This is a genomic window from Haemophilus sp. SZY H53 (genome assembly GCF_054332375.1).
In genome coordinates this window covers 65,081-78,144 of the sequence record NZ_JBTGNV010000006.1, presented here as the reverse complement: position 1 = coordinate 78,144, position 13,064 = coordinate 65,081, and the positions used below count along the sequence as shown (strand labels likewise).

Annotated in this window: 27 protein-coding genes; 15 read left to right on the top strand and 12 right to left on the bottom strand. The window is 44.3% G+C overall.

Translation table 11 applies throughout. The features are described 5' to 3' along the window. Nucleotides 1-5: 5 nt before the first annotated feature. From ACXVWB_RS07200 to ACXVWB_RS07150, 11 genes are all read right to left on the bottom strand, one after another. Nucleotides 6-308 carry a hypothetical protein gene (locus ACXVWB_RS07200; RefSeq protein ID WP_289902018.1) on the bottom strand — a complete coding sequence of 101 codons (303 nt, stop codon included), beginning with the start codon at nt 306-308 and terminating at the stop codon, nt 6-8. Beyond that, nucleotides 305-613 carry a hypothetical protein gene (locus ACXVWB_RS07195; RefSeq protein WP_005661694.1) on the bottom strand — a complete coding sequence of 103 codons (309 nt, stop codon included), beginning with the start codon at nt 611-613 and terminating at the stop codon, nt 305-307. Before ACXVWB_RS07195 ends, ACXVWB_RS07200 begins: the two co-directional genes overlap by 4 nt. A 116-nt stretch (nt 614-729) precedes the next feature. After that, nucleotides 730-933, bottom strand: a complete 204-nt coding sequence (locus ACXVWB_RS07190; protein ID WP_390891371.1) for a DUF2681 domain-containing protein — start codon at nt 931-933, stop codon at nt 730-732. A 50-nt stretch (nt 934-983) separates the two neighbouring features. Then, the gene (locus ACXVWB_RS07185; RefSeq protein ID WP_115180419.1) at nt 984-1,211 is read right to left on the bottom strand and encodes a DUF2644 domain-containing protein; all 228 of its coding nucleotides are present in this window, start codon (nt 1,209-1,211) and stop codon (nt 984-986) included. Continuing rightward, nucleotides 1,195-1,551, bottom strand: coding sequence for a hypothetical protein (locus tag ACXVWB_RS07180; RefSeq protein WP_115180420.1), 357 nt, complete (start codon nt 1,549-1,551; stop codon nt 1,195-1,197). The genes ACXVWB_RS07185 and ACXVWB_RS07180 overlap by 17 nt, the downstream gene beginning before the upstream one ends. A gap of 145 nt (nt 1,552-1,696) precedes the next feature. Beyond that, on the bottom strand, nt 1,697-2,245 hold the full coding sequence (locus ACXVWB_RS07175) for an N-acetylmuramoyl-L-alanine amidase (protein ID WP_458485266.1): 549 nt from the start codon (nt 2,243-2,245) through the stop codon (nt 1,697-1,699). 85 nt (nt 2,246-2,330) lie between these two features. After that, nucleotides 2,331-3,245, bottom strand: coding sequence for a hypothetical protein (locus ACXVWB_RS07170; protein WP_458485264.1), 915 nt, complete (start codon nt 3,243-3,245; stop codon nt 2,331-2,333). Between the two features lie 17 nt (nt 3,246-3,262). Further along, nucleotides 3,263-3,484 carry an excalibur calcium-binding domain-containing protein gene (locus tag ACXVWB_RS07165; RefSeq protein ID WP_289902022.1) on the bottom strand — a complete coding sequence of 74 codons (222 nt, stop codon included), beginning with the start codon at nt 3,482-3,484 and terminating at the stop codon, nt 3,263-3,265. A 21-nt stretch (nt 3,485-3,505) separates the two neighbouring features. Continuing rightward, nucleotides 3,506-3,898, bottom strand: coding sequence for a hypothetical protein (locus ACXVWB_RS07160; RefSeq protein WP_315568767.1), 393 nt, complete (start codon nt 3,896-3,898; stop codon nt 3,506-3,508). Next, nucleotides 3,899-4,342, bottom strand: coding sequence for a helix-turn-helix domain-containing protein (locus tag ACXVWB_RS07155; RefSeq protein ID WP_458485263.1), 444 nt, complete (start codon nt 4,340-4,342; stop codon nt 3,899-3,901). Nucleotides 4,343-4,535: 193 nt separating this feature from the next. Continuing rightward, nucleotides 4,536-4,820: a hypothetical protein gene (locus ACXVWB_RS07150; protein ID WP_315568765.1), complete on the bottom strand. Its 285-nt coding sequence runs from the start codon at nt 4,818-4,820 to the stop codon at nt 4,536-4,538. Between the two features lie 64 nt (nt 4,821-4,884). On the opposite strand from ACXVWB_RS07150, the gene ACXVWB_RS07145 reads away from it, so the two are divergent. Beyond that, entirely contained in the window at nt 4,885-5,118 is a 234-nt protein-coding gene (locus ACXVWB_RS07145) for a DNA-binding protein (protein ID WP_032827590.1), read from the top strand. 136 nt (nt 5,119-5,254) lie between these two features. Here ACXVWB_RS07145 and ACXVWB_RS07140 read toward each other — a convergent pair whose 3' ends face one another. Beyond that, a complete protein-coding gene (locus ACXVWB_RS07140; RefSeq protein ID WP_458485262.1) occupies nt 5,255-5,542 on the bottom strand; it encodes a hypothetical protein in 288 nt (95 codons plus the stop codon). Between the two features lie 57 nt (nt 5,543-5,599). On the opposite strand from ACXVWB_RS07140, the gene ACXVWB_RS07135 reads away from it, so the two are divergent. The 14 genes from ACXVWB_RS07135 to ACXVWB_RS07070 are packed head-to-tail and all read left to right on the top strand — an operon-like array spanning nt 5,600 to nt 13,015. Continuing rightward, on the top strand, nt 5,600-5,740 hold the full coding sequence (locus tag ACXVWB_RS07135; RefSeq protein ID WP_289902027.1) for a hypothetical protein: 141 nt from the start codon (nt 5,600-5,602) through the stop codon (nt 5,738-5,740). Then, complete coding sequence (locus tag ACXVWB_RS07130; RefSeq protein ID WP_289902028.1) at nt 5,737-6,036, top strand: helix-turn-helix domain-containing protein; 300 nt, start codon at nt 5,737-5,739, stop codon at nt 6,034-6,036. The genes ACXVWB_RS07135 and ACXVWB_RS07130 overlap by 4 nt, the downstream gene beginning before the upstream one ends. Nucleotides 6,037-6,046: 10 nt before the next feature. Beyond that, on the top strand, nt 6,047-7,027 hold the full coding sequence (locus ACXVWB_RS07125) for a hypothetical protein (protein WP_289902029.1): 981 nt from the start codon (nt 6,047-6,049) through the stop codon (nt 7,025-7,027). A 9-nt stretch (nt 7,028-7,036) separates the two neighbouring features. Beyond that, complete coding sequence (locus ACXVWB_RS07120; RefSeq protein ID WP_458485261.1) at nt 7,037-8,857, top strand: transposase; 1,821 nt, start codon at nt 7,037-7,039, stop codon at nt 8,855-8,857. A gap of 18 nt (nt 8,858-8,875) precedes the next feature. Beyond that, entirely contained in the window at nt 8,876-10,048 is a 1,173-nt protein-coding gene (locus tag ACXVWB_RS07115; RefSeq protein ID WP_458485260.1) for an AAA family ATPase, read from the top strand. A gap of 8 nt (nt 10,049-10,056) precedes the next feature. Beyond that, a complete protein-coding gene (locus ACXVWB_RS07110; RefSeq protein WP_458485258.1) occupies nt 10,057-10,260 on the top strand; it encodes a hypothetical protein in 204 nt (67 codons plus the stop codon). After that, nucleotides 10,253-10,474, top strand: a complete 222-nt coding sequence (locus tag ACXVWB_RS07105) for a hypothetical protein (RefSeq protein ID WP_458485257.1) — start codon at nt 10,253-10,255, stop codon at nt 10,472-10,474. Before ACXVWB_RS07110 ends, ACXVWB_RS07105 begins: the two co-directional genes overlap by 8 nt. 3 nt (nt 10,475-10,477) lie before the next feature. Continuing rightward, the gene (locus tag ACXVWB_RS07100) at nt 10,478-11,002 is read left to right on the top strand and encodes a host-nuclease inhibitor Gam family protein (protein ID WP_458485256.1); all 525 of its coding nucleotides are present in this window, start codon (nt 10,478-10,480) and stop codon (nt 11,000-11,002) included. Next, the gene (locus ACXVWB_RS07095; protein ID WP_289902035.1) at nt 10,999-11,220 is read left to right on the top strand and encodes an ANR family transcriptional regulator; all 222 of its coding nucleotides are present in this window, start codon (nt 10,999-11,001) and stop codon (nt 11,218-11,220) included. The genes ACXVWB_RS07100 and ACXVWB_RS07095 overlap by 4 nt, the downstream gene beginning before the upstream one ends. After that, nucleotides 11,217-11,375: a hypothetical protein gene (locus ACXVWB_RS07090; protein ID WP_458485254.1), complete on the top strand. Its 159-nt coding sequence runs from the start codon at nt 11,217-11,219 to the stop codon at nt 11,373-11,375. The genes ACXVWB_RS07095 and ACXVWB_RS07090 overlap by 4 nt, the downstream gene beginning before the upstream one ends. A 50-nt stretch (nt 11,376-11,425) precedes the next feature. Then, entirely contained in the window at nt 11,426-11,905 is a 480-nt protein-coding gene (locus ACXVWB_RS07085) for a hypothetical protein (RefSeq protein WP_458485253.1), read from the top strand. Continuing rightward, the gene (locus ACXVWB_RS07080; RefSeq protein WP_458485252.1) at nt 11,881-12,255 is read left to right on the top strand and encodes a hypothetical protein; all 375 of its coding nucleotides are present in this window, start codon (nt 11,881-11,883) and stop codon (nt 12,253-12,255) included. The genes ACXVWB_RS07085 and ACXVWB_RS07080 overlap by 25 nt, the downstream gene beginning before the upstream one ends. Further along, nucleotides 12,252-12,638, top strand: coding sequence for a phage protein GemA/Gp16 family protein (locus ACXVWB_RS07075; RefSeq protein WP_458485251.1), 387 nt, complete (start codon nt 12,252-12,254; stop codon nt 12,636-12,638). Before ACXVWB_RS07080 ends, ACXVWB_RS07075 begins: the two co-directional genes overlap by 4 nt. Beyond that, complete coding sequence (locus ACXVWB_RS07070) at nt 12,638-13,015, top strand: Mor transcription activator family protein (protein ID WP_458485298.1); 378 nt, start codon at nt 12,638-12,640, stop codon at nt 13,013-13,015. The genes ACXVWB_RS07075 and ACXVWB_RS07070 overlap by 1 nt, the downstream gene beginning before the upstream one ends. Nucleotides 13,016-13,064: the final 49 nt, after the last annotated feature.

The following is a 13,064-nucleotide window of genomic DNA, read 5'->3' as shown; positions in this document are numbered from 1 at the left end:
TCCCCCTATGCCCAATACTTTTCAGGGCGTGCAATTCCTGCTTGGCAGTCGATGGTGTATTCCACAATGTCCACGCCTAGGCGGTTAATATCGGCAAACCACACGCCGTGCGGTTGTTTGTCGATTTCGACCAGTTTGCGGTCGGTGAGGTATTCCAACTGCTGACGCACTTCAAGAGCGGTGACGTTTGGGTAAATGCCACGCATCACATCAAGTAAAAACTGCTCGCTGGTGGTGTAAGGCATTGCTTTATGTAATACGTTGAGCAACTGCCAACGCATACCTTCTCGGCGGGCTTTTTCCATCATTTTGCACTCTCCATTTTGTATAAATCACTTAAGGTTTTGTGTAGGGCATCCATTTTGGCTTCCAGCACCGTTTGCCCACGAATGTAGTCATCTCGCAACACATAAACGAGCGGCAAGGACGACTGCATTTGATTGAATTGCTTTTCCAATTCTTCCACTTTGTCGTTTACTTTGAGCTGGTTTTGGTGGCGTTCACTCAAACTGTTTTGGAACTGCGATACTAAAATCTTGGCAAAGCCAAAACAGCAACCAAGAAACGACAACAACAACCCGACCAAATGCCAAAATTCCACGTTAATGGTCATTGCTTGTCTCCTTGCAAATCTCCCGATAGGTCGCGTTATGCACCGCAATTTGGCGTAGGGTTTCGGTGGTGTCTTGGCGACTGGCTTTGATTATGCCAAAGCCCGAACAGCTGGGGTTAATCACGGAGATCGCCTTGTTGTTGCAGGCGGTTAATGACATCATCACGGCGAGAGCCACGAGTGTTTTCTTCATTTTTCTTTCTCACTTCAAAATGTTTGACTTGGGTTTGAGCAACTGCTTTATCCTGTTGCAGTTGCTCGTTTTGCTTAGACAAGCGGTCGATTTCTTGTCGAGATTTGCGGATTTTATAGGTGGCCATCATTGTCCCTACCAGACCTACTACAGCAAAACCTAAAATCAGATAAAAAATCATTCTTCACGCCCCCGATTATTTAACGCATTGGCAAAACCTTTGGTTGCCACGCCACCACCGCAGAATAGAGCGAAGGTGGTAAAGAGTTCGCCTACATAAGTGCGGTCAAGCCAGACGGCATACACCAAAATGCCAGCCATCAATAACGCTCCGAAAAATTGGATAAAGGCGGTGGTGGAAAGACGACCGTTATCGTTGGTAATCAACTCACTCAGTTTTTTCATTTTCTTTTTCCTTGTTGAAATAGTTTTGTTGGGCTGAAGCATAGCCAAAGAAAGTCAGGATACTCGCACAAACAAAGTAGCCGTAATATGCCAACATAATGCCAAGCAAAGTATTTGTGATCATTTCCCAATGATACTTAGCTTTGGTGTATTGGAATCTCGGCTTTGAAGAGCCAAAGAACATTGCCAATATCGCAAGTGCGGTCATAAAGTAAAAGAACCATTCATAGGCTTGTACAAGGTTTTTAATGCCTAATTCATTGGCAGAAATAAAACCACCGAAAATAATGATTTCCCATACCAAAGAGAAAAAGGTAATTCCGCGAATTTCTCGTTTCATTTTAGTAACTCCAGCGTAAGTAAAAGGCAGTAGCAGCGGTTGTGCCACCGTTGATTTTGCGATTTCGTTTGGCGTTGCTACTCATTCGCCAACCTCGTGTAAATTGCTTCTGATGATTTGGAAAACGTATTGATGCACTCATCATTTATCCCTTAAATAAATGCTCAACATTCACGACTTCTTCACTATCCAGCCAACTCCACACATCAAAGCACGGGCAGTCTTTAATCCATTCATTAGGCGTGATTGTTCCATCGCCATTTAAGTCTGGGCTTAAATCGCGATGTCCACAAATGCGAGCGCTGGGATATTTCGCCTCAAGCTCACGCAGTAAACGGTGCAGGGCTTTCCATTGGGCTTCCGTATATTCGCCGTGATTGCGTTTATCTTTGGTAATACCGCCGACCAAGCAGATGCCAAGGCTGTTTAAGTTATGCCCTTTGACGTGTGCGCCTGTTTCGCCCTCTTTGCGACCGGTTTCAACTGTGCCGTCGGTATCAATCACAAAGTGATAGCCAATATGTTGTAGATGAGGATTAAAGGCTTTGTAATTGCCTGCTAAACGCTGAAAGCCACGCTGTTTGTGCCAGTCGTCGATACGTTGTGCGGCGGTTTGAGTGGTGGTGCGTAACTGCTTGCCGTTTTGGGTGGCTGAGCAGTGGATTACGATTTTGGTGATGGGTGAGGTGTGCATAAAAAAAACTCCAGTTATCAAGGATTGGTTGATAACTGGAGTTTAAGAAATATGACTTTAAAATGATTTTAAACAGGTTTAAAGATTATTTTGTATGTAACACATCAAGGATAATTTTTTTACGCTCAATCTTATCGCCTTTTTCACGATAAACCAAAGTAACGGTTGCCTTTACCGCTTCCTGTTTTGCCAATATACTCAGATCTACGGTTAGTGGAATTTCAATCGGCAGACGTTGCGTAAATGCACCTTCTATATACCCTAACCAGCCAGTATATTTATCACGATCCAATGAACGAATTTGTAGCGTGATATTTTCAAATGTTGTTGTTTTATCTTCTGAAACTTCAGGCTCTTGATAGGCTGGTACGTGGGCAATCACCTCCGCTGGAATTTCAAGTGGTTTTTCTGTGCTTCCTTGTCCAAAAGTTACAGCACCGTTACTTGTTGCAGATTTTGCCATTTGCACAAATTTTTGGGCGTTTTTTGCCAATTTAGCTTTATCATCAACACTGTCTTCAATCGCTTTTTTAAAGGCTTCTTCACTGATATTGAGCGTGCCAGCCCCATTGGTGATAATCGTGCCATAATTATTGATAATGACACGCTCACCTTCGGCGGTTGATTTTTTTCTTAAACGATAAATGCCATAGCTTAATAAGCCTGTTAGCACCACCGCCCCCAATGTTGTTACCATAGAATGTTCAATAGCCCAAGTTCGAGTTTGCTCAATAAACAAATCTAAATTTGCCTGATCTTTGAAAAGCAATTTTAAAATAATATCTTCTTTAAGACTACCTTTCTCAATATCATCAATCAATAAATCCACAGAAATAATTTCTGTATTGGTTAATACACCGAAAGCACGTGATGATTGTTTAGCAATTTGCTCTAAGGCTTGCAAATGTTTAACTAACTCAGGCACAGTAATTGGCAGGTCGGTTTCCAGTTTGATATGTTCTTTTAATGAAAAGCTATAAATAATTTGTTGTTCTACCATATCTATTTCCTAAGTCCTTATTTCTTTTTCTTCCCACCACAAATACTTTCACAAGGTACGCCGTCTTTGTCGCGGTCTAGGCTACTGACACCGCATTGAGTAAGATAGAAACGGGCTTCTTCGCAGCTATCCATCTCTTTACAGGTTCGTTTGCCTTCGCATTGGAATTGTTCTTTGGCAAATACGGCAGCCGCCACGCCTAGTAGGGCGAAAGCGATGTATTTTAGGGATTTTTTCATTTCGGTTTCCTTAATAATAAATTACTGTTGTTCTGCTGTTTTTAGCCACATGAAAAGCCATAGAACGCCGCCGAAAAAGAACCATGTCATTTTGGGCGAATGAAAGTATTGTGAACCGATATAGCTAATCACAATACTTAATACAAAACCGACTAAGCCAATTAAAGAGCAAAAGCCTTTTTGTCTTTCTCGCTCACGTTGCTCTGCAATCTGTTCTTGTTCATTGAAATACTGCTTAATCCCAAAGGTGCATTTGCCGTTGTAGCAGTATTCATTGAAGCGGTAGCTTTCTCCGCCGCACTGTGGGCAAATCACGATGTGTGGGCTGTTTTTATCAATCGCTTTTTCGGCTTGATGAAAGTGAGCTTGATTGATGTGATTAAGCTGTTCTACCTTGTTGATATTTACGTCCATTTATTTTCCTTTATTAAAATGAATGCCGCCTGCAAGGTGTTCGATGTTGTTTTGTTGTTCTACGTTGCCGATATTCATCGTGGTGCGAGAACGGTGCTGCGGGTTGATTTTCGCCGCCAAAGCACTTGCGGTTTTCTCTATGGCTTCTTTGCCTTGCTCGTTGCTTTCGCGGTAGTCTTCGAGCAGGATTTGTTCTGAGGGTGAAAGTTCATTATTCGGAATTTTTCCGATAAAAATATCTCCTATTCCAGCAATAATCCAATTTGCATTCACATTAAACTTGGTGATTAGTTCAAACATCAAGTCATCAGGCAGTTTTTGCTTACCTCTAATAACATCACTTAAGCGTGAAGCGGTCGTTTTTTCTAAAGCCTCTGCAAATTTTTCTGCACTTGAATAACCTAATTCTTTCTGTAATTGCTTAATTCTTGCCCCAATAGTCATATTTTTAGCCTTTTACAGGAAATAATCCGAAAATAATTTGGGTTTTTCGGAAGTTTCACTTGTTATTTCGGAATTATTCCGTTATATTTTACCACATCAACAACAAACGAACCATAAACCAACAGAAAGAAGGAGACATTTATGTTCAGCCGTTTATTGATTTATTTTTTGAAAAAGCCACAGGTGGCAAAGGTTATTCGGGAGATTGCTCACCCGCCTGTTGAGCCATTAAATCTGCAAACGTCTTTAGACGATTTTGAACAACTTCTGGCACGCGTCCTTGAACAGCGAAAACGGCGTGGGTATCCAACATCTCTCGAATAACTTGGCTCACAGCTTGTTTTTCCTTACTGCCTAATGCGGCAGAAGCAACAGTATTTAGTAAGAGAGATTGAGTAGATAAAAGAAGTGTGAGTTCTTCTTGCTCGGTTCTTAATTGTTTAATTTCGTTTTTTAATTCGGCAATTTGATTTTCCATTTTACGCTCCCAAGCAAATAAAAATTGATTGCCATAATTTACCACAAAACAACACGGAGAAGAAATGACAAACAAGGTATTTCATCCCTTGCCGTATCCACAAACGCTAGAGAGTGCAAGGGCTTATTTCTTACTGCACGGGATTAACCGTAGCGAATGGGCAAGGCACTTTGGTGTGGATCAGCAAGCGATTTCCGATTTACTTCGCGGACAGCTGAAAGGCACTTGGGGCGAAGCCCATAAAACGGCGGTGTTGTTGGGTTTAAAGCCTAACCCAGACCACAAAGCGGCGGCTTAATCACGCAACCTGCTCTTTAACAATTTGGAAAAAACAGCGAAAAATCGACCGCTCTTTATAAAAACAATAGGAGATTTTATGCAGAAAGAAAAGAAATCAGACAAGCCTGACAGCCTGTCTGTTGAAGAAAAGGAAGCTACTTATCCAAAAGAGATAGTAGTTGGTTAAGATAAACGGATCTGTTATTCCGTTTTTGGGGAGATGGCAGCGCGTTTTCCACATCGTCCAAGCCGAGTTCGTAAAGAGTCTCAAAATCTTTAATCCACGCTTGGCGTTCATTGTTGGGCAAGATGGAAATCAGCGAAGCCAGAATAGATTGATAAAGCCGATTTTCTGTATCGAGATTTTGAACGTGAATTTCTAGTTCATTTACTCGTTGTTCGAGTTCGGTGAGCCGTTTTATCGGCAATTTAATTACCGTCATAGGGTTTCCTTTTGGAAGTTGAGAGAGCCAATAGGATACCACAGGGAGAAAAATCAAATGAAAATGTTAGAAAAATTATGTTTATGGTATTTGAAAAAGTACTGGAATAGCAAAGGTTACAAAAAGGCTTATGCCCTTGAGCAACAAAAACAGGCGGAAAACGTACCGCAGTTTATGAAATCAGGGCAAGCCAAATGAAAGAAAAAATTAACGGCACGCAGCGTGCGTTGCGGATTTTAAAAGCCCTGAAAGGGCGAACGATGGACGGCTTAAGCAATAAGGATTTGTGCGAAGCGATTGATGAAACACCGGTGAATATCACCCGCGCTACGGCAATTTTAGAAAGCGAGGGCTTTTTGCGCAAACTGCCCACAGGCAACTGGACGCTTAGTTTTGCCCTGCTCAATCTTGCGGTGTGTTATGAGCAGGATATGCAGGCAGTAAATGAACGGTTTAATGAAGTGCGCCATCGGGTGATGACGGGCGGTTTTTAAGGAGTGAACAATGACAGATTTAAGATTAAGTGAACAGCAAGATGCGGTGGCATTGGCAACAAAGGCAATGACACAAGATTTGGCAGAAGCCTACGAAGTTATGGGAACATTGAAAGCCTTTAACTTTGTACAAAAACTTCTGACGGTCGGAAGTTTGAAAAAATTGCAAGAAATCAAAGAAACCAAGAAATACAAAGGATTGAGCGTTGTTGATGATAGCGGAAATCTTCTGACTGTCGGAAATTTTGCTGATTTCTGTAAAGCCTGTGGGTTAAGTGATAAGAAGGTTTATGAAGATCTACAAAACCTTAACTATTTCGGTGAAGAATTTATGGAAACCAGCCAACGCCTCGGCTTAGGCTACCGCGAAATGCGAAAACTTCGCCAGTTGCCTGAAGAAGCCCGAGCGGAAATTGTGGACGCGGATTATTCAGACACCACCGATAAGGAAGAGTTGATTGAGAAAATCGAAGACTTGACCGCCCAACACGCGAAGGAGAAAGAAGCCTTACAAGTCCAGTTGAAACGCAAATCGGACGATTATGAAGCGCAAGCGAAAGTGCTTGCCACCAAAAATGAGCGGATTAACCACTTAGATTTGGAGCTGGCGAAGAAAACCAAAGCGATTGAAACCCAAACGCCTGAACAACGTGGTGGCGTGTTACGCGAAGAAGCGGCTGCGATTTCTTACAAAGCAGAAGCCGTGCTACGCGGACAAGTTTTCCAAGCCTTTGAAGCCTTAACCGCTCACACGGAAGCCACAGGCATTGACCACAAGCAGTTTATGAGTGGTGTGCTTGCCGAGTATCAGTTGATTTTGTCAGAACTCAAAGAACGCTTTGGGTTGGATGATACGCCAAGCGGCGAAGCCTTACCTGAATGGGCGAGAGAAGATTATCAGCCTGACGGCAAGTTAGATGAAAGTGTAACGAGCATTTTGGACGAGATTGAGCTTGATGCTCGCATTCAAGATGCGGAAGTGGTGGGTTAAGGAAATGCAATGGCAATACTACCGAGCGTTCTCGCCCAATATGCCGAGCGTGTGGAGAAAGCAGGCTTTGGCGAGAAGGAAAAAATTATTGAAGAAGGCTGTGCATTCACCGGTTTAAGCCGAGCCACCTTTCTTCGGCAAATTAAGCCCTACCGCCCAGCGAGTGGTCGCAAAGTACGGTCAGACAAGGGGAAACATCAAATGGATGCGAACGAGCTGAAATTGATTAGTGCGGCGTGGTTACACCTACGGCGGAAAAATGGCAAAACCATGGCAACGTTGGAGCGGATTTTAGACATATTGCGAGCCAATGACAAAGTGAAAGCGGAGTTTGTGGACGAGAAAACAGGCGAAGTCCGCCCTTATTCGGCAAGTTCGGTGGAGCGTGCATTACGCAATGCTAATTTGCACCCTGACCAGCTGTTACGCCCTGCCCCAGTGGTACAGTTGCAAAGCCGACACCCGAACCACGTTTGGCAAATCGACCCGTCTTTGTGTGTGCTGTATTACCTGAAAGAAACCGGCAAAGGCAATGGGTTGTGCGTAATGGAAGCCGAGCAATTCTACAAAAACAAGCCAGCGAATGTGGCGAAAGTCGAACCACAGCGGGTGTGGCGGTATGTCATTACCGACCACGCGAGTGGCGTGATTTATGTGGAATATGTGTATGGTGGTGAAACGGCGGAGAACATTTCTGAAACCTTTATTAACGCCATTCAGAAGAAAGATAACCCTGCCGAGCCATTTTTCGGCGTGCCGAAAATTTTGATGTTCGACCGTGGTTCTGCCAATACGTCGCAAATGTTCACGCACTTGCTGAACCAGTTAGACGTAAAAATTGAAGTGCCGAAAGCTCACAATGCCCGAGCCAAAGGACAAGTGGAAAAAGGCAATGATATTGTAGAGCGTCAATTTGAAAGCGGTTTGCGGTTTATGAACGTGAGTGGTTTGGCAGAACTCAATCAGCTTGCCCACCAGTGGATGCGGTATTTCAACGCCAAGGCGGTGCATAGCCGCCACGGTATGACCCGCTATTCTGCGTGGCAGAAAATTCACGCCAAGGATTTGATTTATCCGCCCAGCCGTGAGATTTGCCAAGAGCTGATGATTACTGCACTCACCGAGCGATTGGTGACCGATAAGTTGGAAATCAGCTTTGAAAATCGCCGATATGATGTGCGTGATGTACCTGATGTGAAAATTGGCGAGAAAATCACGGTGGGCAAAAATCCGTACCGCCCTGAATGTGTGCAAGTGCAGTGCTTTGAGCAGATTTTTGCCGATGATGGCACGATGAGCCTGAAACCTTACTGGGTGGTGTTGGAGCCTGTGAAAATCAACGAACTAGGCTTCCGTGTGGATGCTGCAATCATCGGCGAAGAATACAAAGCCCACCGCAAAACGGCATTTGAAACCAACAAGGAACAGGCGGAGCAACTGGCTTATGGTGTGGAAACCGAAGATGAGTTGAAACGAGCCAAGAAAGCCAACGCACCGTTATTCAACGGCGAAATCAACCCTTACAAACACATTGAAGAGAGCAAGCTGACGTGGTTCTTACCGAAAAAAGGACAAGAACACGAACTCACCACTAACGCACGCCGTGTGGAGCAAAAGCCAATGTCGGCGGTGGAATTTGCCAAAAACGGCAAGGCACGCTGGGGTGAGTTGTGGACGGGCGAATGCTATCAATGGATTACTGGCAAATATCCGCAAGGTGTGCCACAGGTGGAAGCCGAACGGTTGCTGGGCTTAGGTTTTGATGAGTTTAAGGCGGAGTTTGTTGCACCAACACCAACAAAATCACATTTGAAGTTGCTCGCAGCTTAATGATGAACGGAGCATTTTATGCTGAAACTAAAACAGGTGCTGATTGATAAGGGCGTGAGCCTGCGACAGTTGGCACAGATGATGAACGTGTCGCCTGCGACCATTTCCCAGTTGATTAACCACGATCAGCGGGTGCGGGAGTGGGCGGCATTTGAGAAGAATTTAATAGCGGCTTTGCAAAAAATTGGGATAAACCAACCGCTTGCAACGCTATTAGAAAAGGAAGCGACAGGGGAAAGTTTGGCGACCGAGCCTGCCGCTTCCGCCCTTAAAACAACACAAGAGATTAAGGACGAGATTATGTTACTCGCAAAACAGGCTTTATTTCCAGCCACTAAGAAACATTTTTCATTACCGATTGACCCTTTTTCCGTCGATATTCGCTCGGCTGACGAAGTTTTCGCCACCAGCGACATTCGTTATGTGCGGGAGTCGCTTTATCAAACCGCTAAGCACGGTGGCTTTATGGCGGTGGTGGGAGAATCAGGTGCGGGCAAATCGACCCTGCGCCGTGATTTGATTGATCGCATTCGAGCAGAAAACGCCCCAATTGCGGTGATTGAGCCTTACATCATTGCGATGGAAGACAACGACATCAAGGGTAAAACACTGAAAGCAGCCCATATTGCCGAAGCGATTATTTCCACCCTTGCCCCATTGCAAAGCGTGAAACGTTCGCCCGAGGCACGTTTTCGCCAGTTGCACCAAGTGTTGAAAGAAAGCTGTAAATCGGGCTATTCGAACGTGCTCATCATCGAAGAAGCGCACTCCTTGCCAATTCCGACGCTTAAACACTTGAAACGCTTTTTTGAGTTGGAAGATGGCTTTAAAAAGCTGATTTCGATTGTGCTAATTGGTCAGCCTGAATTGAAGCTGAAACTATCGGAACGCAACACCGAAGTGCGCGAAGTGGTGCAACGCTGTGAAGTAGTGGAACTTGCTCCCCTTGATGCAGAGTTAGAAAACTATGTGGCATTCCGCTTGGCGAAAGTCGGCAAAAAACTCAGCGATATTTTTGATGAAGATGCTTTCCTTGCGGTGCGACAACGCTTAACGGCGGTGGGAAGAAATAAAACCACCACCAGCTTGTTATATCCGCTCGCAGTAAATAACTTGCTAACTGCGGCGATGAACTTGGCAGAAAGTTTAGGTGTGCCGAAAGTGAACGGCGATGTAGTGATGCAGGTTTAGGGGGCGATATGAGAAAAACAACCTTAATTTTAACCGCATTTTTGTTGGCTGGCTGTGATGACGGAATGATACAAAAGCAAACGTGGGCGTATGCCGAACTTTGTATCAGCGGTGTAGTTTACCTCCGCTCGCCCAACGGCAGCTTAACCCCAAAAATTAACGCGGATTTTTATCCTTACACTTGCACGAAAGGAGTAACGAACAATGACTAATCTTGAAATTATTAACAGAGATAATAAAGAAGAATTTTTTAAATGTTGTTTTGTCTTTGCGACTAAAACACAAAAAAATCCAATGGTAATGGCAAAAGCGCTTGAGCAAGGAATCGACCATTTCGAACTTAATCGAGAAAATGGAATGATTGAAATCAAAGCAGTTTTAATGACTGATGTTGAAGAATGTCAAATATCCGCTAGTAAGGAGTAAGCAATGGCTAAACGAGCAACACGAGTAAAAAGCGAAGTATTAGAAATCACCTTGCAAACCCAAGATGAAGTGGCGATGGCAATTAAGCAAATCGGCGATTTAGAACGTGAGCAGGTGCGATTAAGCACCCAGCAAGCGGACGAGAAAGCAGCGGTTGATGAAAAATACACGGCACAGTTGACTGCGCTGAAAGAACAAGTGAAGCCGTTGCAAAAGGCGGTGCAGGCGTTTTGTGAAACTCGTCGTTTAGAGCTCACTAACGGCGGCAAACAGAAGACGGCTTACTTTACCACCGGAGAAGTACAATGGCGTGCCAAACCGCCAGCAGTGGTTGCCAAAGGCATTGACGGCATTTTAGAAAGCCTGCGCAATTTGGGGCTTTTTCGCTTTATTCGCACGAAAGAAGAGCTCAATAAGGAAGCGATGCTTGCCGAGCCTGATATTGCACGCTCTATTTCGGGCGTAACTATTCGAGAAGGCGTGGAAGAGTTTGTGATTAAGCCGAATGATGAAGAGGTGCGGAAATGAGTCGAAGACCAAAGATCGACCGCGATGTGCTAGAAGAAGCCTATCGCGAAGCAACAGAAGTCGCAGCAGAAATGGAGCGTTCTGGCAATTATGCCCGAGCTAGTGAATTGTGGGGAGAAGCAGCAAAGCAAGCGGTAACACTCAAACAACGTGAGTGGTGCAACACGCGCAAAACCTACTGCAAAACATGGCAAGGTAAACGGGAGAAAAGACAATGATTTCCACACTAGATGCCTTAAAAATGCAACTTCGCCAAGCGATTATTCAGCTGGAACAGGCTGAAAAATCACTAGATAAAGAAGAAATGATGCACGCCAGTATTTATGTGCAGAATGCGAAGGGGATTTTGATGAAACTTGGCATTACTTTTTAAGATAAACCAAACCGCCTTCGGGCGGTTTTCTTGTATTAGGAGAACCGAAAATGAAAGTGAAATGTAGTGCGTGTGGAGCGTTGCATTCGTTGGATGCGTTGATTGTCAACAAGGCAGCAAGTGATGCCTTAAATGCGGCATTGTTGGTGAGTGGTGAGTTAGGCGAAGCCTTAATTCGTTATTTGGGGCTGTTTCGTCCTGCGAAAAGTTCGCTCACGTTCGACCGTGTGGCAACCTTGCTGGGCGAACTCACACCGATGATACAGGCTAAGACTATCAAACGTGATGGGCGTGAGTTTCCTGCACCGCCTGAGGCGTGGATTTATGCCATTAACCAAATGATGGCGAGCCGTGTCAATTTTACACTGCCGATGAAGTCGCATGGTTATTTGTTGGAAATTATTGCAGGCTACAAGCCTATCGGCACAGCGGTGGCTGTGCAAAATCCTGAGCAAAATCGACCGCTTGCAAGTAATAAAATGAACGCAATTAAAGGAGCGTTGGAATGGGGCAAAACAATCAATGGCTAAAACCTGTGCTAGCTCAAGGCGTGGCAATGTTATTGCTGTTACGCCTAAAAAATTCGCCAACGGAAGATGTGATACAGCCAACACTGGAAGCATGGTATCGGGTAATCACTTATAAAAAGTCGTGGGATATGGAGCTGGATAAGGTGCGGTTTGAGACAGCATTTATGACACTTGGGCAAACTTGTGATTGGTTTCCTACGCCAAAACAACTGCTAGAAGTCTTGCCACAGCGTGAATATCCTGAGCTTCCGCCACCACCGCCAAAAAGTGTAGAAGAAATGGCACAGGAAAAGGCACAAGCGGAAAGTAATTTACAAAGATTGAAAGCAATTTTAAGGGGGAAACGATGAGAAAACGATTATTACAACTGGTGCATATTGGGAAAAGTCAGTTAGGAATGGACGATGAGACTTATCGAAGTCTATTATCTCAGCAATTCTACCAAAATTCTGCGAAAAATATAAGCTATTCAGAGCTAGTGAAACTGGTCAAAATATTGCAACAAAAAGGTGCAAAAATTCGCTTACCGCGTGATATTCCACAGCTTTCTGCCGTTCAGCGGAAATTATGGGCAGTGTGGAAAGCGGTAGCTGATGAAAGCAGTTCGGCAGCGTTGAATGCGTTTGTGCAGCGCTATTATGCCGAAATTGCGGACTGGCGTGAGCTAGATAGCGAGCAAACGACAGCTATTATTGAGCAGTTAAAACAGTGGAAAAAACGAGTAGGTAAATGATGAACGAAGCCAAATTTGACAATAATGACTTTCAAACCAAAGCCCCTGATTTATTGGCAGATTTGGCGAAATATACGGTGATAGCGGTGCGTGAATGTTACCCTGAAATGGACGCGGAAACGGCGGAAAATATCGGAATGATTGTGGCTTTGAAAACAGGCTATAACTGGGGCGGTTTGAATGTGTATGTGCCGAAATCAATGTCGCTTTTCGCCTGCGAGCGTGAAAAACAAATTTTCAACGAGTTCACGGGCAATAATCACGCCTACCTTGCTAAGAAGTATGGTTTATCTTTGCAATGGATCTACAAAATCGTCAAACGCGTGCAGAAAGAAGAAATTGCCAAACGGCAGTTCGATATATTCGCTCAATCCTAAAAAAACAAACCCAGTGACCGTAAAAAGTCGCTGGGTTTTCTTTTTCTCT